The sequence below is a fragment of the Dysgonomonas massiliensis genome (assembly GCF_900240225.1).
GTDB classification, from domain to species: Bacteria; Bacteroidota; Bacteroidia; order Bacteroidales; family Dysgonomonadaceae; genus Dysgonomonas; species Dysgonomonas massiliensis.
Genome location: NZ_OEPV01000007.1, coordinates 48,381 through 70,322 on the forward strand (window position 1 = coordinate 48,381; position 21,942 = coordinate 70,322).

Annotated in this window: 23 protein-coding genes; 14 read left to right on the forward strand and 9 right to left on the reverse strand. The window is 38.0% G+C overall.

The window, feature by feature from the left end:
* Positions 1–111: 111 nt before the first annotated feature.
* The 4 genes from C1A06_RS08290 to argB all read left to right on the forward strand — a co-directional run bounded on the left by C1A06_RS08290 (position 112) and on the right by argB (position 3,778).
* Positions 112–711, forward strand: coding sequence for a MarC family protein (locus C1A06_RS08290; protein WP_101689792.1), 600 nt, complete (start codon positions 112–114; stop codon positions 709–711).
* Positions 712–892: 181 nt separating this feature from the next.
* On the forward strand, positions 893–2,179 hold the full coding sequence (eno, locus tag C1A06_RS08295; RefSeq protein ID WP_101689793.1) for a phosphopyruvate hydratase: 1,287 nt from the start codon (positions 893–895) through the stop codon (positions 2,177–2,179).
* Positions 2,180–2,337: 158 nt separating this feature from the next.
* Entirely contained in the window at positions 2,338–2,925 is a 588-nt protein-coding gene (locus tag C1A06_RS08300) for a porin family protein (RefSeq protein WP_101689794.1), read from the forward strand.
* 82 nt (positions 2,926–3,007) lie between these two features.
* Positions 3,008–3,778, forward strand: a complete 771-nt coding sequence (argB, locus tag C1A06_RS08305; RefSeq protein ID WP_101689795.1) for an acetylglutamate kinase — start codon at positions 3,008–3,010, stop codon at positions 3,776–3,778.
* Here argB and def read toward each other — a convergent pair whose 3' ends face one another.
* Both def and C1A06_RS08315 read right to left on the reverse strand, forming a co-directional pair.
* The gene (gene def / locus C1A06_RS08310) at positions 3,779–4,396 is read right to left on the reverse strand and encodes a peptide deformylase (RefSeq protein WP_245872030.1); all 618 of its coding nucleotides are present in this window, start codon (positions 4,394–4,396) and stop codon (positions 3,779–3,781) included.
* An 11-nt stretch (positions 4,397–4,407) separates the two neighbouring features.
* Positions 4,408–5,355, reverse strand: a complete 948-nt coding sequence (locus C1A06_RS08315; RefSeq protein ID WP_159461393.1) for a tyrosine-protein phosphatase — start codon at positions 5,353–5,355, stop codon at positions 4,408–4,410.
* A gap of 201 nt (positions 5,356–5,556) precedes the next feature.
* On the opposite strand from C1A06_RS08315, the gene C1A06_RS08320 reads away from it, so the two are divergent.
* From C1A06_RS08320 to rplT, 3 genes are all read left to right on the forward strand, one after another.
* Positions 5,557–6,645 carry a tyrosine-protein phosphatase gene (locus tag C1A06_RS08320; protein ID WP_101689797.1) on the forward strand — a complete coding sequence of 363 codons (1,089 nt, stop codon included), beginning with the start codon at positions 5,557–5,559 and terminating at the stop codon, positions 6,643–6,645.
* A gap of 80 nt (positions 6,646–6,725) precedes the next feature.
* Entirely contained in the window at positions 6,726–6,923 is a 198-nt protein-coding gene (gene rpmI, locus C1A06_RS08325; protein ID WP_101689798.1) for a 50S ribosomal protein L35, read from the forward strand.
* 99 nt (positions 6,924–7,022) lie between these two features.
* Positions 7,023–7,367, forward strand: a complete 345-nt coding sequence (rplT, locus tag C1A06_RS08330; protein WP_101689799.1) for a 50S ribosomal protein L20 — start codon at positions 7,023–7,025, stop codon at positions 7,365–7,367.
* A 154-nt stretch (positions 7,368–7,521) separates the two neighbouring features.
* On the opposite strand, the gene C1A06_RS08335 is transcribed toward rplT, so the two are convergent.
* From C1A06_RS08335 to C1A06_RS08365, 7 genes are all read right to left on the reverse strand, one after another.
* Positions 7,522–9,843, reverse strand: a complete 2,322-nt coding sequence (locus tag C1A06_RS08335; protein ID WP_145996368.1) for a phage tail-like protein — start codon at positions 9,841–9,843, stop codon at positions 7,522–7,524.
* 108 nt (positions 9,844–9,951) lie between these two features.
* The gene (locus C1A06_RS08340; protein WP_101689801.1) at positions 9,952–10,410 is read right to left on the reverse strand and encodes a putative signal transducing protein; all 459 of its coding nucleotides are present in this window, start codon (positions 10,408–10,410) and stop codon (positions 9,952–9,954) included.
* 17 nt (positions 10,411–10,427) lie between these two features.
* The gene (locus tag C1A06_RS08345; protein ID WP_101689802.1) at positions 10,428–11,540 is read right to left on the reverse strand and encodes a glycosyltransferase; all 1,113 of its coding nucleotides are present in this window, start codon (positions 11,538–11,540) and stop codon (positions 10,428–10,430) included.
* 5 nt (positions 11,541–11,545) lie between these two features.
* The gene (locus tag C1A06_RS08350) at positions 11,546–12,580 is read right to left on the reverse strand and encodes a glycosyltransferase family 9 protein (protein WP_101689803.1); all 1,035 of its coding nucleotides are present in this window, start codon (positions 12,578–12,580) and stop codon (positions 11,546–11,548) included.
* A 6-nt stretch (positions 12,581–12,586) separates the two neighbouring features.
* Positions 12,587–13,192: a DUF4254 domain-containing protein gene (locus C1A06_RS08355; protein WP_101689804.1), complete on the reverse strand. Its 606-nt coding sequence runs from the start codon at positions 13,190–13,192 to the stop codon at positions 12,587–12,589.
* A 33-nt stretch (positions 13,193–13,225) separates the two neighbouring features.
* Positions 13,226–14,767 carry a YifB family Mg chelatase-like AAA ATPase gene (locus C1A06_RS08360; RefSeq protein WP_101689805.1) on the reverse strand — a complete coding sequence of 514 codons (1,542 nt, stop codon included), beginning with the start codon at positions 14,765–14,767 and terminating at the stop codon, positions 13,226–13,228.
* A gap of 38 nt (positions 14,768–14,805) precedes the next feature.
* On the reverse strand, positions 14,806–15,948 hold the full coding sequence (locus C1A06_RS08365; protein ID WP_101689806.1) for a thioredoxin-like domain-containing protein: 1,143 nt from the start codon (positions 15,946–15,948) through the stop codon (positions 14,806–14,808).
* 256 nt (positions 15,949–16,204) lie between these two features.
* On the opposite strand from C1A06_RS08365, the gene C1A06_RS08370 reads away from it, so the two are divergent.
* From C1A06_RS08370 to C1A06_RS08400, 7 genes are all read left to right on the forward strand, one after another.
* The gene (locus tag C1A06_RS08370; RefSeq protein WP_101689807.1) at positions 16,205–18,367 is read left to right on the forward strand and encodes a S9 family peptidase; all 2,163 of its coding nucleotides are present in this window, start codon (positions 16,205–16,207) and stop codon (positions 18,365–18,367) included.
* 30 nt (positions 18,368–18,397) lie between these two features.
* The gene (locus C1A06_RS08375) at positions 18,398–18,778 is read left to right on the forward strand and encodes a tautomerase family protein (protein ID WP_101689808.1); all 381 of its coding nucleotides are present in this window, start codon (positions 18,398–18,400) and stop codon (positions 18,776–18,778) included.
* A 13-nt stretch (positions 18,779–18,791) separates the two neighbouring features.
* On the forward strand, positions 18,792–19,151 hold the full coding sequence (gene queD, locus C1A06_RS08380) for a 6-carboxytetrahydropterin synthase QueD (RefSeq protein WP_101689809.1): 360 nt from the start codon (positions 18,792–18,794) through the stop codon (positions 19,149–19,151).
* Positions 19,135–19,716, forward strand: coding sequence for a 7-carboxy-7-deazaguanine synthase QueE (locus tag C1A06_RS08385; RefSeq protein WP_101689810.1), 582 nt, complete (start codon positions 19,135–19,137; stop codon positions 19,714–19,716). Before queD ends, C1A06_RS08385 begins: the two co-directional genes overlap by 17 nt.
* Positions 19,716–20,630 carry a ribonuclease Z gene (locus tag C1A06_RS08390; protein ID WP_101689811.1) on the forward strand — a complete coding sequence of 305 codons (915 nt, stop codon included), beginning with the start codon at positions 19,716–19,718 and terminating at the stop codon, positions 20,628–20,630. The genes C1A06_RS08385 and C1A06_RS08390 overlap by 1 nt, the downstream gene beginning before the upstream one ends.
* An 80-nt stretch (positions 20,631–20,710) precedes the next feature.
* Positions 20,711–21,061 (forward strand): T9SS type A sorting domain-containing protein, encoded by a 351-nt coding sequence (locus C1A06_RS08395; protein ID WP_101689812.1) that lies wholly within the window; start codon positions 20,711–20,713, stop codon positions 21,059–21,061.
* A 76-nt stretch (positions 21,062–21,137) separates the two neighbouring features.
* On the forward strand, positions 21,138–21,935 hold the full coding sequence (locus C1A06_RS08400) for a patatin-like phospholipase family protein (RefSeq protein ID WP_101689813.1): 798 nt from the start codon (positions 21,138–21,140) through the stop codon (positions 21,933–21,935).
* Positions 21,936–21,942 lie beyond the last annotated feature (7 nt).

Sequence of the window (21,942 nt, forward strand, 5' to 3'; positions counted from 1 at the left end):
GTCGATAAGAATTGATAATATGATAGCACAAACTTACAAAATGTTTTTTATCATCACATAAAATACTTTATCTTTGTGTAAAGCACGATAACCTAAAATAACAAGAAAACTATGAGCTTAAGTATTACCAATATTCTTAGTATTACGATTTTCCTATTTGCTCTAATCGATGTATTGGGATCTGTCCCTATATTTCTAAATTTTACGAGTAAAGGATTAAAGATAAATGCATCATATGCTGTAATACTTTCTTTCATCATTATGGTAGCGTTCTTGTTTGTAGGTGAAGGGCTGCTTAGATTGTTAAGCGTAGATATTCAAGCATTTGCCGCAGCAGGAGCGATTGTAATATTCATCATGTCAGTAGAAATGACTTTCGGCGTCGAAATTTTTAAGAACGATGCCCCCGGCGGATCAGCTACGCTCATTCCCGTAGTTTTCCCTTTACTGGCAGGTCCTGCGACATTTACATCACTCCTTTCGATGCGAGCCGAATATAGCTATGGCGAAATCATTATAGCTCTGCTAATCAATATGCTATTCGTATTCTTTGTATTAAGCAATCTGAAACGGGTAGAAAAATGGTTTGGCAAATCGGGAGTATATGTGCTTCGCAAATTTTTCGGAATCATCGTCATGGCCATTGCCGTTAAGTTATTTACGTCCAATATTAGCGTTCTGATAGGTCATGTACAAGGCTCAGCTAACTAATTATTAGCCAATTATACAGACGAATAGTCAAAGTTGTTTAAAATATCACAGACTATAATTATTTTCTCAGATTGGTACTTTCCGAACTGAGAAAATAATTGTACTTTTGTTCGTTCGAAAAAGTACACGACAAAAACAATATAAATTCAATAATTTAACCATTACTTAAAACGTTAAAACAATGAGAATTGAAAAAATCTTCGCACGCGAAATCCTTGACTCAAGAGGTAACCCTACAATCGAAGTTGATGTAACTTTGGAATGTGGTGTTGTAGGACGTGCAGCAGTTCCATCAGGAGCTTCAACAGGTGAGCACGAAGCTCTAGAACTTCGTGACGGCGACAAAAAAAGATACCTAGGTAAAGGTGTTTTGAAAGCTGTTGAAAATGTAAACAACGTTATTGCTCCGGCATTGGAAGGCGACTGCGTATTGAACCAAAGAGCAATCGACCTTAAAATGATCAAACTTGACGGAACTCCAACAAAATCGAAACTAGGTGCTAACGCTATCCTAGGTGTATCTCTTGCTGCGGCTAAAGCTGCTGCTGAATACCTAGAAATGCCATTGTATCGCTATATTGGTGGAACAAACACTTATACACTACCAGTTCCGATGATGAACATCATCAACGGAGGATCTCACTCTGATGCTCCTATCGCATTCCAAGAGTTCATGATCCGTCCGGTAGGTGCTCCTTCTTTCAAAGAAGCTCTACGTTGCGGTGCTGAAATTTTCCACGCATTGAAAAAAGAATTCCACGACAGAGGTCTTAGCACTGCTGTAGGTGATGAAGGAGGTTTCGCTCCAGCTCTTGCAGGAACTGAAGACGCTCTTGAATCTATCATGAAAGCTATCAAAGCTGCAGGATATGAGCCAGGAAAAGAAGTAACTATCGGTCTTGACTGTGCTTCTTCTGAATTCTTCAAAGATGGCGTTTACGACTATTCTAAATTCGAAGGTCCTAACGGAGCTAAACGCACATCAGCTGAACAAGTTGAATTCCTTGCTAGCCTAGTTGCTAAATTCCCTATCGATTCTATCGAAGATGGTATGGGCGAAAATGACTGGGATGGTTGGAAACAACTTACAGACAAACTTGGAGATAAAGTTCAGCTAGTAGGTGACGACTTGTTCGTAACTAACGTTGACTTCCTTCAAAAAGGTATCGAAATGGGTTGTGCAAACTCAATCCTTATCAAAGTTAACCAAATCGGTTCGTTGACTGAAACTTTGGATGCTATCGAGATGGCTCACCGCGCAGGTTACACTTCAGTAACTTCTCACCGTTCGGGTGAAACTGAAGATGCTACTATCGCTGACATCGCAGTTGCTACAAACTCAGGACAAATCAAGACTGGTTCTTTGAGCCGTTCTGACCGTATGGCTAAATATAACCAACTACTTCGTATCGAAGAACAACTTGGAGATCTAGCTGTATACGGATGGAAACGCGTACAACGTAAATAATAAGATTCCATAAGAATCTACATATATCGAAAGAGCCGCTCGAATGAGCGGCTCTTTCTTTTTTATATTTATTAACAAAAAAACTTGTTAGCTAAAACATATATACTATATTTGCATCCGATTAGGAAATCATATATTAACACATTTATTTATTTTTTATGAAAACAATCAAACTATTGCTAGCTGCTACACTAATTATGGTAGGAGTAAGCCTTAACGCACAAGACAATCAATTCACTTTCGGAGTAAAAGCTGGTGTTAACATGTCAAACATGAATGGGGATGTAAACGGCAACAAAGTAAGATTCGGCTATAACATCGGAGTAACTTTGGATTATGCTATCAATCAAGATTGGTATATCCTTTCAGGCTTACAATACACAACTAAAGGTATGAATGGAGAGAATAAGGAATCACTACACGCAGCCTATCTACAACTTCCTATCCACGCAGGATACAAACTAGAAGTAACCCCTGCGACTACATTAGTTTTCCATGCTGGACCATATTTAGCATATGGAATTAATGGTGATCTTTCAAGCAAAGAAGAAGGAGTAAAAATAAGTGTAAGCACATTCGACTTTTTAAAAAGATTCGATGCTGGATTGGGCCTTGGTGTCGGTGCTGAATTCGGAAAAATTGCTTTAGACTTGGGATGGGACTTTGGTCTAGTAAATGTTCTGGATAAAGGCGAAGGCAGTATTCGAAATGGCAATGCATACCTTACAGTAGGCTACAAGTTCTAATAAGAACAACTCATCATATAAGGAACAGCAAGAATTATCTTGCTGTTTTTTTTATACCTTTGCGAAACAGAATCAGAAAACGATGGAAAAACTTACAATTATAAAAGTCGGAGGCAAAATTGTAGAAGAAGAAGCTACATTGAAACAATTATTATCAAACTTTGCTCAGATTGAGGGAAAAAAGCTTCTTGTACATGGCGGAGGAAGATCGGCAACCAAGATCGCCGAAAAACTCGGGATCAAAAGCCATATGGTTAATGGTCGCCGTATAACCGATGCCGAGACTTTAAAAGTTGTAACCATGGTTTATGGAGGTTTGGTCAACAAGAATATTGTTGCCGGACTGCAAGCTTTAGACATCAATGCCTTGGGATTGACCGGAGCCGACATGAACGTTATCCGCTCGGTGAAACGTCCCGTAAAAGATATCGATTACGGATTCGTAGGCGATGTAGTAGAAGTTAATGGCAGTATGCTTTCAACTCTCATCAGTCAGGGAGTAGTGCCAGTCATGGCTCCGCTAACACACGATAAGGCAGGTAATATTCTAAATACAAATGCCGACACCATTGCCGGAGAAACAGCTAAGGCTTTGGCAAAATATTTTGATGTAACACTTATCTTCTGCTTTGAAAAAAAAGGCGTATTATCTGACGAAAATAATGATGATTCTGTTATTCCATCAATTAACAGAGAGCTGTACAAAAAGCTAGTAGAAGAAAAAGTTATCCAAGGCGGAATGATTCCGAAACTCGATAACTCATTCGAAGCTATCGATGCCGGAGTGAAAGAAGTAATTATCACACTTGCATCCGAGATAAGCAACAGCCAAGCCGGTACTCACATTGCCTGATCAATCGGCTAATTTATCGATATACAGAACTCCTTCCAGATGATCGAATTCATGTTGGAAAATTATACCCGTAAAATCGGTGTCACGCGAATGGCCCGATAGGCGTTCTCGTATCCTTTCGCCTTTTTCGTTATAATATTCAACATCTACGTAAGCATATCGTAAAGAGTTTCCCGATCTATTCGGAATAGACAAACATCCATCATCTTCGAAACAGATTCTTTCTTCGGGATGAGCTATTATCTTAGGATTGATTGCCACCTGATAAGGTGCTCCCGGATCGGAAATTCTCATAAATAGGAATAAATTCCGGCTAATACCCACCTGCGGAGCCGCAAGACCGACACCACCCTCATCATCTAGGGTAACAGCCATACGCTTAATTAGCTTCTGCAATGCTTCATCCGTTGCTATTTTCTCCACATCCAAATCTTTCGCTAGCAAGCGAAGGAATAATGAGTCTTTTTCATTTTCGATACTCAGAACGCGCATTCTCATCGTGTCCGCGCCATCATTGATTAAGCTTATTTCTTCTTGTGTCATCACTATTCTATTTTCTTTGCATGACAACGAAACAAATGCCATTATCACACAAAACAATATTACAACATTACGCATAGTTTTTTCTTTTAATCGTGGAATAAATATGACTTTCGCAATTTCGCGACATTCACACCTAAAGCTTGCTTTAAGTACTTCTCCACACTACCATATTCTGTTTTCAGATATTCGAAAGCACTAGTTAGGTAATCAGCCTTAACGCTAAACATTGGCTCCAATTGCGGATATTTTTCAATTACAGAATTATATTTATCCTTTAGATTTGAATTCGACTCGAGATAATTTTCCACAATCAAATCTTCTTCAACCCCCAATGCAGCTAACAGCAAAGCTGAAGCCATCCCGGTACGGTCTTTCCCTGCCGAACAATGATATATAACGGGTATTTTTTTTGTATCAGTAATTACCGCAAAGAATTTACGATAGCAATCCATACACTCCTTGCTGCTTACAAGATCAATATACGAGTCTTTCATCAGCTTATCCAGCGACAACGAAGCCGAAGCCCTTACAATAGCTTCTTTGCTCAGACTGGCTGTACTAATCGGCAACCAATAGGTGTTAAGCAGAGCATGCAATCGATCGGGAGAAACCTTAACTTCTTCTTCAGTACGGAAGTCTATAATGGAAAGGATCGACAACTCTGCTAAATATTCGAGATCAGCATCAGTCAAATTCATCAAGTCATCCGATCGAAAAAATTTACCCCATTTCACAGATTTTCCTTCGGTAGTCTTTATTCCTCCCAAGTCCCGAAAGTTATAAGCGCCTTCCATCGGCAGTTTATTTTCCGAGAAAAGATGCCTTTTATTATTCACTCGTAAATCGAAATAACTACGTCGATCTGCAGGTATATCTAATTCAAAGACACCACTACCCTCACCCTCCAACAAAGGATGATCGTAATCTATATCACGTATCAACTGTCCGGCATACAACACCCAAGCCGAGTCACTTTCAATCTCGAGCGTAGCCGCTTTAGTTATTTTATCGCGATTAATTTTAGTCTTTGCCATAGAAATGAGCTGATTATCCCGGATAACAAACGTAATCATTCTAAATATGAAAAGCAATCTCTTCGACTACGAATATTAAACATTCGAAGGTATGACAATTTTGGAAAAAATAACACTTAAATATTGTCAAAACATACTTTCGAGCGTATATTTGTTAATAAACTATTAGATCAAAGTATAACTGCAATTATATACCACTAGATGAAGCCTTGGATCATAAAATCGTTGGCTATTGTGCCTTTTTTGTGTTGCTGTACCTCCAGCGAACGCAGCATTTCTGTTGTTTGCGACAAAGGTAATAGAGGTGATTATGAAATAAAATGGGAGATATATCCCGAACCCGCAAATACCCCTGTCTATATATATTCATCCAACAATGACAGCATATTCTTCGACACACCTACAGTAACAGCACAAAGTGATGATTATATTGCCGTAATCAACATGATGGATTCCTTGAATCGTCAATACTTTAAGATAAAAGTAGGAGATTACACATCAGGCGTGATTTCAAACCGTTTTTTTTTACTTGACAACATTCAAAATATTCGTGACGTAGGTGGATATTACAACTCGCAAGGGAGACAAGTAAGATGGAATAAAATATTTCGATCAGGATCGCTAATGGGTATTGGCCAGAACGATCAACAAGCTTTAAATAATTTACAGATAAAAACTGTTATAGATCTCCGTGCTAGAGACGCCACTGAAGTTCAGGAGAAATCAGATTCCATAAACTACGTTCGCCTTCCGATGAGCTACAGTAGCATAGAGATGATAACCTATAAAATCAAGAACGAACGCTTCCTTCGCGGAGATGCTGTTATATACATACAAGATCTTTACAAAGATATTATAGATAATGAGACCGAAAATATGGCCAAACTATTTGATTATCTATGCGATGAATCGAATTATCCCATTGTCTATTATTGTTATTTTGGAAAAGATCAATCAGGACTGGCAACTTATTTTCTGCTAAGAGCTCTGGATGTACCTATGGAAGATATAGAAGATGATTATTTAGCATCGAATCAAGGCATTCGTAAGATTCTCCTTGAACCTGATGGGAAAGAACTATCTGAAATAGGACAAGAAGCTCTCACTCTGATAACAAGCACAGAAATCAGCTACCTAAGATATGCCCTTTCGTGCATCCGCAAAAAAAGCGGTTCGGTAGAAGAATACATGACTAAAGACTTGGGCTTAACGCAAGAGAAACGCAACAAACTAAAAAAGATATTACTGTATCCTCAGAGTCAGAAAGATTTTTTAAGCATAAAGCATTAAAATCTAAAAAATTACTCTTATCTTTGTGCGCAATTTCTAAAATCTATTTTTAGACAAATAAACTTTTAATAATTAACAAGATGCCAAAAATTAAGACTAATTCCGGTGCCAAAAAGAGGTTTGCCCTTACCGGATCAGGAAAAATCAAAAGAAAACATGCATTCAAAAGTCACATTTTGACAAAAAAGACTAAGAAGCAAAAAAGAAACCTTACTCACACGTCTACTATCCACCATTCGGATGAAGCTGGAGTAAAACGTCTTCTTGGACTACAATAACCAAAAGCAAGTTTTCTAACAAAGATTTATTAACCGGATGTACGCACCAAAGAGTTCATATATAAATTGAACCGCTAACATTCAAAACATCGAAAAATTATGCCTAGATCAGTGAATCATGTTGCGTCTCGCAACCGCAGAAAAAAAGTATTAAAATTAACAAGAGGTTATTACGGAGCACGTAAAAACGTTTGGACTGTAGCTAAAAACACTTGGGAAAAAGGTTTGACTTATGCATTCCGCGACCGTCGTGCTAAAAAACGTAACTTCCGCGCACTTTGGATACAACGTATCAATGCTGCAGCTCGCCTAGAAGGAATGTCTTATTCTCGTCTAATGGGAGCTCTTCACAAAAACGGTATCGAAATCAACCGTAAAGTGTTGGCAGACCTAGCAGTGAACCACCCTGAAGCGTTCAAAGCTATCGTAAACAAAGTAAAATAAGTTATACCACTTATTATATACATAAAAAAGCTATCCGAATGGATAGCTTTTTTATGTATTATATATTACCTATGCAGGCCAGCAATTATAACTAATGACTTTGAAACATATGTACTTCATGCTTGAGTATACATCCGCCCCTATATTAATACGATTATCTTCCCAAGAACTCATACCTCATGGTGATTTGTGATGTATTTAGTATTTCGCTAAGAGTAGGATATGCATAATAACTTCCTACAATTCCAATAAGTCCTTTTGAATAGTAATAAAAATTAATCCTTTCTTGGTGATTAACACTAGAAGATATTCCATCATTATAATTAATAATTATAGAAACATATCCATCCTTATTTCCGTCTCGATAATGAATATTATCAGTTTTAGCAGGCTCTTCATTAGGTTTGTTTGCTCCACGACTAATTCTATTATGAGTATCATCATTACTAGTAATATCAGTCATACTTAGATTAGCTGTTAATACTGTTCCAATTATAGGGATTCTCCATGATATTCGCATTCTACGACGCAATGTTAGTTGTGTCAAATTGGCATCACCAGTAAAGTCCAATATGCCATATTTTAAATCTTTAATAGAGAAGTTCTTTTTATATGTTTCTTTATTAGAAGTATTCGACGTCATATTCTTTTGGTATTCTGAGAGAGCATGGAAAGATAAAGTCAACACGTCTCCTTCACTTCTTGTATAATAGTTGCCTATAGTAAATGATGTTGTTTGGTATGACGGTCTATAAGCATCACCTTTCGAACCAGCTAATATTTCAGACACAATAACATTACTGGTAAGCAACGTATTTGGGCGAGTTAAATATTCTTGTGCAGCATTATTTACACCTCGATACAATGGTATATTACTTACTTCTGCAACCTTAAATAAAATTTCAGCTCCAGCTTTTAATTCCTCTAATGATATTGATGGCTTCTTTAAAGCATAAGATATTGTATGAGTCTGACCTTTATAATCCCTTTTCACATTACTTAACGCAGCAACACGAACCTCCGATACCGAAATATTACCCGTAGCTATGTCATCGAAATAATACCGCCCTTCTTCATACATTATAACCCTTTGCGTTAGTCCACCTAAAGTTATAGACCAACTTGTAGGCACTTTTACAACACCATCATCATCAAGTATCGTATAATTAATATTACCTGAAGCAAAGGTATGAACTTTAAATTCACAAGCCTGACTATTAACATTGACAGTATATGTAACATCGCCATACGCAGTAGGAGTACCTGATGCAGGAACTTTTACGACCTGAGTAGATGACCCGTCATAAGTTGTTTCCATTTCAAACTTAATTCCATTAACTTCATTAGAATATATGTGTAATGGTTTACCTCTTAACGATTCAGGAATATTGGTCAATGTCAGACTGACATAATCTTGATCTCCATTGACGGCTTTGTTTTGTATATATTTACCAGAAAGTTTTGTGGCTTTACAATCGATTGTATGCTCGACCTCAATAGTTACAGAACATTGTGCGTAATTAATATATAGATCATAAGAGAAAGTACCTGCACTTTCAGGTTTTCCTTTCGCAGAAACTTTAACAGTTTGAGTTGATTCGCCGGAATATTCTCCCTCATACTCGAATTCCATTCCATTCTCGTTATTAGAATATATGTAAAAATACTTGCCTTTTGCTGATGCTGGAATATTAGTCAACGTTAGACTGATATAATCCTGATCTCCATCTACAGTTTTGCCTTTTACATAAGTTCCTTGAACACTCGCTTCATCACAGTTTACTGAAGGATTAGGGATTTCTCCTATTTCTATAACAAAGGTACAACTTAAATCATTCACATATATATCATGATGAAAAGTTCCTCCCCCTACAGGAATACCATATGCTGGAATTTTAATTATCTGATCCGGTTCCCCTGAGAACACAGTATCTAGGTCAAATGTGATACCACTATTACTTTCTGTATATATGGAGAGCTTCTCACCTTTTGTAGATTCATCAATATCAGTCAAATGGATCGTCAAATAGTTTTCTTCACCAACAGGCTCAAATTCTTTATAATTACCTGAAACTTCTACTTCATCACAATTAAATCTAAAGAAAAAAGGACATGGCTCTCCTAGTTTTATCCATGATGAAGAATTAAACACATACACACCCCGACATAGCTTTTTTGAAAGGTCTTCATGCATATTATAAACAGTCAATCCTTCATGTACCTTCCAAGCTCCTTCAGAATCATCACTGATTATATTATCCCCCATAGTCAGCTCATTAAGACCCTTCAATAAAACCCTAGGCAACATTAATCCTTTAGTAGACGTTTTACCACCGAGATCGGATTCTGAACTGTCGAACTCTTTCAAATCGAGAAGAGCCCCTGACTTAGGTTTTAGTCCACTCCCTATCGTTACTTGACCACAGAGATTAGTACAAGTAATAAACAACAATAAATACAGATATAAAAATCTCATCACAGATGTGTTAATCAAAAGAGCACCAGCCATACTAACATATGTCTACGCACTACAGACTTTGGGTTACATCACAAATGTAATGTTATTCATTTATTTGCCAAAAATTTAGATACTTTTTTTAGAACTATAGTGAGGGCTTATTTTCCATTCACGAGAACAATCGTAGCAATAATGTACTACTCTTAAGATAGGTAATGGAAAACTCAGTATCATTATACTCAACATATAAATATACCCCGCCGTTCTCTTCTTTACAACATTCTGACTGCCACAATAAGGACATTTATCTTCAAATTGGACATTGAAATACTCAATTTGACACTTCTGCTTAGGCCATTCTTTTACTATATACCCTGCATCCTCAAGCAGTAGTAAAGTTTCTTCTGCATTTCTCGATTCAACATACAGCTTAACCCCACCAATAGCATTCGACCAAAAATTGTGAACCTGAATTGTAAACTCATCAAACAAAATAACCCTTACACCCATAGCCTCAAGATAAGCTTTAGCTAAATGAGCTTCGTGCGGATAAGTAAACGAGATAATTCTTACCCAATTATCCATCTTATTTTTGTTTTTAATTATCGTTGAAGAAAAGCACTAACAGCCTCTTCAAAACGGGCCCAAGATAAACGCTGTTTTTCTTTTCTAGTATTAGCTATGTAGTTATTAAATTTACATTGATCGTGAAAGATAGCCTTTATTGCTTCTGCAAATTTTTCCGCTTTAACATCCGAAGATACAACTCCCGTATCTGCAACACGTAATGTATCGCCTAAAGCACCAACATCGGTAGCTACCATCGGTGTTTCCATCTGATAAGAAATAGCTATTACACCACTTTGTGTGGCTGTTCGATAAGGCAATGCCAAAATATCGGCAGCCGAAAAAAAGACAGCTACATCATCATCTGCGATATATCGTTCGTGAACAAATATATTATCGCTTAGCTTAGATTCATCTATCAATTTCTGATATTTTCCGAAATCGCCATAGCTTTCTCCAGCGATTATCAATTGATAGTCTTCATCCAGATAATTCATCGATTCAATGAGTATATCCAATCCCTTGTAATCACGGATCAAACCGAAAAACAAAATGTTCTTCTTCGCCGGATCGATCTCTAATTTAGAACATGCTGATACTCTATCGATCGGTTCTCCATAATGGTCATAGATTGGATGAGGCGAAACAAGTATATCAGCATCTTTTCGAAGGAATTGCAAATCTGCTTTTACCGAATCACTCATACAGATGAATGCATCACAACGATTGAAGAAAAACTTGGCTAAAGGCTTATCCAATAGCCCTTGTTCATGCGATATTGCATTATGTACAAGAGCAACTACTTTAATATTCTTATTCAAGAGCAGACACACCGATCCATAAGCCGGAGCAATAAATGGCATCCAATAAGCAATTATCAGCACATCGGGCTGATAAGCATTTATCTTGTTAGCTGTAGTTATGTATGAAAAGGGGTTAATACTACTTAACACACGATTCTCATCGTTCGAAAGATCTGCATCTGGTACATATTGTGTCTTTCCTGGAAATAGGAAATTTGGATACATCGTAGAAAATGTGAATGCTTTCACCTCATGGTGTTTACTCAACTCAGCATATAATCTATCACTAAATTGAGCAATACCTCCTCTGTAAGGATTGAAAGGCGATAGCATTGCTATTTTCATAAGTTTTATCTTCCTAGGACCTTGTTTATTTGTACTACAACCTTTTCTTCATCTATCTGATTAAGACAAGCATAATCGCCTCGCGAACATGGTGCATCACCAAAAACAGAACATGGCCTGCAACTCAATCCTTCAACTTGAATTGCATTTTCAGGATCTTGTCTGAAACCATAGAATCCAAATGCAGGATGTGTTGCTCCCCATATCGATACTACCGGAGTATTGACTAATGATGCGAGATGCATATTTGCCGAATCCATCGAAACCATTAGATCCATTCCTCCCATCAGTATCAGTTCTCTGTCTAGCGTTAATTTACCAGCCAAATTAACGGTATTTGGATATTTGTTTGCCCATTCTTCAAGTATGTGCGTTTCGCTGCGCCCCGCACCAAATAAGTAGAGCTTCGTATTTTCCTGATTGGACAAAATCTTCACAACTTTTTCCATTTTTTCCAAAGGATATATTTTCCCTTGGTGTCGGGCAAACGGAGCAATACCTATCCATTTTACATTTTCCGATTTCAATCCCGTAAGAACTTCAATATTCTCTGTCTTCGGAACAAAATCGAGTATATTTTCGAAAGTCATCTCTGTCGGAAATCCCAGCTTTTCGAAGACCGCTAAATAGCGGTCTATCGAATGCTTCAAAGGCTGACTTACATCTTTTGTATTTATTATATACTTTTTCAGCTCCCTTTCTTTATCGATATGCTTGACTTTCTTTCCTCGTAAGAATAAAGACCAGCGAATTACTTTCGTTCGCAACACATCATGTGTATCTGCCACGTGCGTAATGCCAACTCCAACACATTTCCCTACAAGTTTCATCAAACCGAAAAAACCTTTATGTTTTCCGTTTACATCAACAGGGATAACATTTACATTGAAAGAAAGACTTTGAAAAAGTGGAGCAAAAGCCTGACGCGTCATCACAAAAATACGATCTTGAGGGTACTGCGCTGCCAACGAGGCTACCGCCGGTACTAGCATGGCCACATCTCCTAAGGCTGATAGTCTGATGACGAGTATCTTTGCCATAAATCCTTATTTTTTACCGTACAATACTGGATTGAAATTCGGATCGTTATACATTTTCATTTGTTTGTATACTTTCATGTATTTCAAACCTGATTCTATATCTACGAAAAGCTCTTCAATTGCAGTAGTCAAGTCGATCCATTGCTCTTTCAATACCGCCAATTTCTTTGCCGAGTTTTGCTTATGTTCTTCGCTCGCATCTGCACGATTAACCTCTTCCTGCATATGATATATTTTCAAAGCCAGAATAGATAAACGGTCGATAGCCCAAGCCGGACTTTCGGTGTTGATTTTTGCATCTTTCGCAGGTGTTACCTCCTTGTATTTTTCCAAGAAATAGCTATCAATCATCTCTACAAGATCTGTCCTATCCTGATTCGATTTATCGATACGTCTTTTCAGAGCTACAGCAGCTATCGGATCAATATCCGGTTCGCGGATAATATCTTCGAAATGCCATTGAACTGTATCAATCCAGTTTTTTAGATACAATATATTTTCAATTGTATTCATTTCATATGGATTGTTTATAGGCGTATCTACACTATTCGTTACATGATAATCAGCGATCGAACGCTTAAATATTGATTCACAAAGCTCAGTAAATTTCATAGTTGCAATATTTATATTTTAATTATTATTCTATTAATTATTTGCCCACGATTCACGATCCAAGTTACGATAATTAATAGCTTCAGCCAAATGTCTCGAAAGAATATTATCCGAGTCATCCAGATCGGCAATTGTACGAGCAACTTTCAAGATACGGTCGTAGGCACGAGCTGAAAGATTGAACCTATCCATTGCTCTTTTCAATAGTGACAAGCCCTCATCATCGGGCATAGCATATTTTGCCAACATCTTAGGCGACATTTGCGCATTGCAATACACACCTTCTATACCCTCAAACCGAGCAGCTTGTTTTTCACGTGCTTTGATTACACGTTCACGTATATCTCTGCTTAATTCACCCATTGCCCGATCCGAAATTTTATCGAATGGAACAGGAACAATTTCTATTTGTATATCGATACGATCTAGAAGCGGACCTGAAATTTTATTCAAATATTTCTGCACACTTCCCGGTGGACACACGCATTCTTTTGTAGGATGATTATAGTAGCCACAAGGACACGGATTCATAGATGAAACTAACATAAAGCTTGCCGGATACTCAACCGTAAACTTCGAACGCGAGATGGTAATCATCCTATCTTCTAATGGCTGACGCATTACCTCAAGAACACCTCTGCTAAACTCTGGCAACTCATCCAAAAATAGCACCCCATTATGAGCTAAACTTATTTCGCCGGGTTGTGGATAAGCACCTCCGCCTACTAAAGCGACATCAGATATTGTATGATGAGGTGACCTGAATGGGCGTTGCGACATCAGCGAGGTATCACCTCCCATCTTTCCGGCCACACTATGAATCTTTGTTGTTTCAAGCGCCTCGTGCAAAGTAAATGGAGGTAAAATTGACGGCAATCTTTTTGCCATCATCGACTTTCCTGCACCCGGAGGACCAACCATTATTGCATTATGACCTCCAGCTGCTGCAACTTCTAAAGCCCTTTTCACGCTTTCCTGACCTTTAACATCAGCAAAGTCAAGTTCAAAATTCTGTTGCGACTTATAGAATTCAGCCCTTGTATCTATCTCCACTGGCTTTATATCGCGATCACCGTTGATAAACTCAACAACATCTTTGATATTCTCAGCCGCATACACTTTCAGATTATTGACAATTGCTGCTTCTTTCCCGTTCTTTTTAGGTAGAATTATACCTTCGTAGCCTAATCCTCTTGCTTTTACCGCTATCGGAAGGACTCCTTTTATAGGCAAAAGACTACCATCGAGCGACAGTTCGCCCATTATAATATAGCGATCGAGTCTTTCAGATTTTACATCACCGGCCGCAGCCATTATCCCAATGGCTAAAGGAAGATCGTAAGCTGATCCTTCTTTACGAATATCAGCAGGAGCCATATTGATAATTATCTGTTGCCTTGGAAATTTATATCCGTTAATTTGAAGTGCCGATATTATACGTTCGTGGCTTTCTTTAACTGATGCATCGGGTAGACCGACAAGCATAAACTTTATGCCTTTCGAACAATTGACTTCAATGGTTATAATAGTAGCATCTATACCTTGAACGGCTGCTCCGAAAACTTTAACAAGCATGTTTTTCTGTATTTCCTCAGGGCCTTAAAAAGAGAATATTATTTTTTATTCTTTCCCGATAATTCATTATATACATCTTCTATGATAAATGTAGGGATGTCTCTTTTCACTATAGTACCATTCGGTGATATCAAAATATTATTAGGTAATTCTTTTATATTATAAAGTTGTAATAATTCGGAAGTCCAACCGCCTTTTTCTTCGATAAGTGTCCAATCAATTTGTTTCTTAATTTCAGCAGGAATAGGCGACTCCTCTACATCAACCAATATGCTAACAAATTCAATATTTTCCTTTTCTTTCTTCAAATTCTTATATATCTCCATCAATGGCTCGCGCTGTTCTTTCGATAACTTTGACGTTGTTGAAGCGAAGGATAGCAGAACATATTTCCCTCTTTGAGACGTTATGCTAAATGATTTATTATTCACGTCATTGCGCATAAAATACGGTGCTGAAACGCCCTCTTGCGACTTCTTCACCCGCGAGCTATAGGCCAGCAACTCTTTTGTTAAAGAGAATGTGGCGGCTTTTCCTCTCAGTAGATTAAGAGATTCATCTAAACGAGGAATAAACGACTCATCCTTAAAAAAAGCGTTAATGATAAATACACTCGATATTTTATCAGGATTAGACTTCACATACTCTGCTGCGGCATTCGACAGATCGAAGTTCAGATTTGCCAATTCAGAAATATAGTCATTCTTCTTATTTACTGACAATGTATCGCTATTGTTAGTAGTATCAACCAATTGCTCTACTACGCTCGAACGCTTCCTTAGCAAGGCTTTATTTTGTTTTCTGAAAGCGGTCAATTCATTATTCACATCGCCTCCTTGAATGTCGAAAACTTCAGCATATCTAGTATCACCATTAATTTCCACATCCCAACTCTTGTCTAGCACAAAGTACGAGTATCTCGATTTATTATTGAAATACATAGACACAATAGTCAATGTATCAATATCAAACTTTACTGTAAATTCACCACGATCATTTACCTTAATTGTGTCAACAATCAAGGTGTCATTATATTCTCGCGTCGCTAAAAAATAATTTTCTGAGATATTCTTTATTTTTCCTTTTACCCTTGCCTCATTAGCGCTATCACCTTTGCAGGAACTCACTACAAAGAGAATCGATACCACTAGGGATATATATGCAAATAGTTTCTTCAACATTTGAATTTCAATGATATAGTGTTAAATCCAACTTTAGTCCTCAGACTATAAATTTCTGGATTTTATTAAACAATACAAATATAGTGATATTTTTTAAACGTTTAAAAGATTAAATTGTTCTAAAAAAATGTAAATTTATTTTTTAACTATAGTTAACAAGGGCTAATATATGCCCAAATGGAACTTTAGCATCACTATATCAGTAAAATTATTCATTATCTTTGTGTTCTGAATATAATCAATTCCTCTCCAGAAAATGAAATCAACAAAAATACTTATTTTTATCTTTATAACGTGTATTATACCTATGGTATTGTGTAGCCAAGAAAAAAAACTAACCCATGAGGAATTAACTCCCGGAGGCAAGAATTTTCAAAATTATCGTCCTAAGCTACCCAAAGTCATTGGATGGCATGGAGAAAACTTAACATACGTATCTGGTGATACCATCTACACAGCACCTCTAAATTCGAAACAAAAATCTACGCCGTTAATAACAACCGATGAACTTAACGCAAACCTAGGTCTTGATGGAAACAACAAACTAACAAAGGGGTATTACAATACAAGATGGACTTCGCCGTCATCAGACGATCTAATCATATACAAATATCAAAAGACAATAGTATATGACAGTAAAGCAAAGAAGTCAAAAGCTTCATTCGCTACTAAGGATTTCGAAAACCAAACACTAGCTCCAAACAATTTACTTTTAGCATATACGAAAGAAAACAATCTTTTTGTACAATCATCCGAAGGAGTAGAAACCGCCATCACGAATGAATCAGACAAAGGAATCGTCTGCGGGCAGTCGGTACACCGCAACGAGTTTGGCATAAATGGTGGAATTTTTTGGTCACCTTCAAGCAACAAGATTGCATTTTACCGCATGGATGAAACAATGGTTACAGATTACCCCCTTGTAGATATATCAACACGTACAGCAGAAGCTAAGCCTATCAAATATCCGATGGCAGGTATGAAAAGCCATCATGTAACGATTGGCATTTACGACATTGCGACCAAACAGACTTCATTTCTAAAAACTGGAACTCCTAAAGAAAAATATCTAACTAACATAGCTTGGAGTCCGGATGAAAAACATATCTACTTGGCAGAGCTTAATCGCGGGCAAGACACTTGTGCCTTGAAATGCTACAATGTACTAAATGGCAAACTCGAGAAAACACTATTCACCGAGACTCATGCCAAATATGTAGAGCCACTCAATCCGGTTATGTTCTTAAAAAACAAGCCTGAACAATTCATATGGCAAAGCAAACGTGACGGATACAATCATCTTTACCTCTACAATACTAGCGGAGAGCTCATAAAGCAGTTAACCAAAGGAAATTGGGAAGTTGTAGAAATGCTGGGATTCGATAGTAAGGAAGAAAATTTATTCTACATTTCTACCGAAGCATCACCAGTCAATCATCACGCTTACAAACTAAACCTAAAAACGGGTAAACGTACCCAGCTTACCCAAGCGGAAGGCATGCATAATGTTAGTTTAAGTGCTTCGGGAAAATATATCTGTGACACATACAGTTCAGTCAATAATCCGGGCATGATTGAAATAACAGAAACAAACAAAGGAAATAGTTACAATTGGAAGACAGCTAAAAATCCATTCGAGGGAATCGAAATGCCGGAGATTACACTTGGAACGATTAAAGCAGCTGACGGCAAATCGGATTTACATTATCGCTTGCTCAAGCCTCTGAATTATGACCCATCAAAGAAATATCCAACCATAGTTTACGTGTACGGAGGGCCACACTCTCAACTGGTAGAAAACTCATGGATGGGACGCGCTTCGGGATGGGATGTTTATATGGCACGTGAAGGCTATGTAATATTTACCGTAGACAATAGAGGAACTCAGTACAGAGGAATAGATTTTGAAAATGTAACGCACCGCCAACTTGGGGTTGAAGAGACTAAAGATCAGATGAAAGGCGTTGAGTTTCTAAAATCACTCTCATTCGTCGACCAAGATCGCATAGGCGTATACGGATGGAGCTTTGGCGGGTTCATGACTCTGAATCTAATGCTCAGACACTCCGACGTATTCAAAGTCGGCGTTGCCGGAGGCCCTGTGACCGATTGGAAGTATTACGAAATAATGTATGGCGAACGCTATATGGATTCACCGAGAGAAAATCCGAAAGGATACAAAGAAACAAATATGGTGGAACGCGCAGGAGATTTGAAAGGAAGATTGCTTCTGATACATGGCGACGAAGATCCTACAGTTGTAATGCAGCACAATCTTCAATTCATTAAATCGGCAATCAAAAAAGGTACACATCCCGATCTATTCATATATCCCGGACATGGACATAATATGATAGGTCACGACCGAGTTCACTTGATGGAGCACATCACTCGATATTTTGACGATTTTCTTAAATAATGAATCCTTACTAAAAGATCATCAGAGAATATGCCAACAGTAAAAATAGAATTAGTAGAGGGACTAGAGAAGCAAACATTGATCAATATGCGAGACTCAGTTGCCGATGCAATCGTCAATTGCTTGCAAATGCCGAACGATGACAGAAACGTACGAATAATAGAATATAAAGAAGATTTCTTCATCATGAGAAAACCTTACGAAATTCTGATAGAGATATGCTTATTCTCGGGGCGTACAAAAGAAACCAAGAAAAAATTATTCAAAGAAATAGCCAATAATATAGAGAGTATAGGAATCGACAAAAACAAAATAATGATCATGCTCAATGAACAACCTGCAGGCAATTGGGGTTTAAATGGTGGTCAACCAGCCGACGAGGCTGCTCTCGATTTTAAAATAGAAATATAACAGACAAACAAACATGTATAAGATAAGTAAACAATTTGCCTTTTCGGCATCACACATACTAAATGGCCTTTCGGAGGATCATCCTTGCGCACGAATGCACGGACACAACTATGTTGTGACTGTACATCTTCGTTCCGAGACATTGAACGAAGTGGGCTTCATCCGCGACTACCGTGAATTGCAATCCGTAAAAGAATATATTGACAATCACTTGGATCACCGTCATTTGAATGACATTTTCGGATTTAATCCGACTGCCGAAAATATAGCCAAAGCATTATTCGACCAATTCAAAAAAGATATACCCGAACTATACGCTGTAGAAGTATCGGAAACACCTAAAACAACGGCCATCTATGAAATTGAACGTTAACGAAATATTCTATTCGCTACAAGGCGAAGGAGGCCGCTCGGGCGAAGCATCAATTTTTATTCGTCTCACAAAATGCAATCTGGCTTGTACATTTTGCGATACCGACTTTGCTCAAGGAAACGATATGACAGTAGAAGAAATCCTAGCCGAAATCGATCAATATCCATGCAAGTGGATAATTTGGACTGGTGGAGAACCTACTATCCAACTGAACGACGATATACTTCGTGAGTTTCAGAAAGCCGGCTACAAGCAAGCTATCGAAACCAATGGAACACGTCCAGTCCCGTCACTAATTAACTATATCACTTGCAGTCCGAAACAGAATTACGAGAAGATCAAAAAACTTATTCCGTTTGTAAACGAGATACGAATTCCCGTTGCAAAAGGAGACGAAATTCCTGATATATCAGTTTTCCCGAAAGCAAATAAATATTTCCTCAGCCCCATCTTCGATGGCAGCACTATTATCAAGGAAAATGTTGACTACTGTGTGGATATGATCAAAAAAAACACCGATTGGCAGCTAAGTCTACAAGTGCATAAACTTATAGACATACAATAATGGAACGATTCGAGGTCAATATCCTTGGTTGTGGATCGGCTACACCAACAATGCAACATTATCCGTCATCGCAAGTCATCAACGTGCGAGACAAACTTTTCATGATCGACTGCGGCGAAGGAGCACAATTACAATTTAGAAAAAGCCGTTTACGATTCAGTCGCCTCAATCGAATATTTATCAGTCACCTGCATGGCGATCATTGCTTTGGTCTGATCGGATTGATATCAACCCTTGATCTATTGGGAAGAACCGGCGACATCTACATTCACGCGCATGCCGACCTTGAAAATATTCTTCGACCTCAGATCGAATATTTCTGTCGCGACTTGGCTTTCAATGTCATTATCGAGCCGTTTTCAACCACTAAAAACGAAGTTATATTCGAAGACCGATCGGTTAAAGTCAGCACGATACCACTTAATCACAGAGTACCTTGTGCAGGTTTCCTTTTCGAAGAGCAACCTCGCGAGCCCAATCTGATAGCAGACAAGATTAAGTTTTATCAAATACCTATAAAGCAACTGAAAGATATTAAAGCTGGCGCCGATTTTGTTTGCGAAGACGGAACCGTAGTTCCCAATTCGCATCTCACACGCCCGGCACCTCCAACTCGCAAATACGCATATTGCTCAGACACCGCTTATAGCGAAGCAATCATTCCTATTATCGAAGGAGTAGATCTTCTATATCACGAAGCCACCTTCATAGAACAAGATGTAGCCCGGGCTAAGGCAACCGGTCACTCTACTACTGTGCAGGCTGCACAAATTGCAAAACTTGCGAAGGTGAAAAAATTAATGATCGGACACTTTTCAGCTAGATACACCGACAATAACGCATTGCTCAAAGAAGCACAAACCGTTTTTCCTAAAACAATACTTGCCAACGAAGGTTTATGCGAAAAATTGTAAAGCCTCTCATTTTTTTTGCTAAATTTATGATTTAATAGCATTTATAACTATATTTGCGCTTATAAATCACTGATTTCGAAATGAAAGTAAAGTACATTCTGTTATTGACAAGTCTACTTTTAGGCTGTTCTTTCTCGGCTAATGCAGCCAGAGGAAGTTCGTTGTTTGCATCAACGCCGCCTACCAAGATTATCAACAAGCAGGATTTCATGACTCTCGAAATACAAATAAATGGCAGTACATTAACTATGGAGGGTGTTCCCACCAAAGGTTATTTAGAAGTTTACAGCATCTTAGGCACAAAAGTAAAGACTATTAACTTGCAAGAATGCTTTGCAGGAGACGAATTTGGTTCATACACCCTCGATTTGGGGAAAGGTGTATATCTTCTGAAAGCGGGTAAGGTTTCACGAAAGATATTAGTTCGCTAGACGACTAACAACACATACAGATTGGAGAAACATGAGTTTCTCTTTTTTGTTTCAAAACACATTACATACCTAAAACATGTCAGAAACAACACCAGTATATAATTTAGGAATTGCACTCAGCGGAGGAGGAGCAAAAGGATTCGCACATCTGGGAGTACTTCAAGCCCTCAAAGAAGAAGGCATAACTCCCGAAATAATTGCAGGAACAAGTGCCGGAGCACTTGCCGGAGTTCTGATAGCCGATGGCTACGAGCCGGCCGATATAGTTGGCCTATTCCTAGCCCGAGCCTTTAAAGAGTTTGGTCAGATAACCATGCCCAAAGCAGGTCTGTTCAAAACAAGACCTTTTTATAAATTTCTAGAGAAATATCTTAAAGCTAGGCAATTCGACGAGTTACAGATTCCATTCGTAGCAGTAGCTACAGATATTGAGCGAGGAAAAAGTAAATCTTTTCGCGAAGGAGCATTAATTCCCATCATCATTGCATCGTGCTCGTTTCCTATTGTCTTCGAACCGGTAAGCATAGGCGACAGACATTATGTAGACGGAGGCTTGTTTAAAAACTTTCCCGTATCAGAAATACGCAAAGAATGTGAACATATTATTGGAGTCAACGTCAGTCCGATAAATATAGTAGAATACAAACGATCGATTAAATACATGATCGAAAGATCATATCACTATCTATCGGCATCAAACACACTACTCGACAGAAATTTATGCGATTATCTGATTGAGATAAAAGACTTAAATCAATACCCGATGTTTGATCTTGATCACGTAAATGATATCTTTGAGGCCGGATACAATTATACCAAGCAATACATACAAGACAATATAGACAGCTTGCAAAAAGAGCATATTTTGCTATAATTAGAAA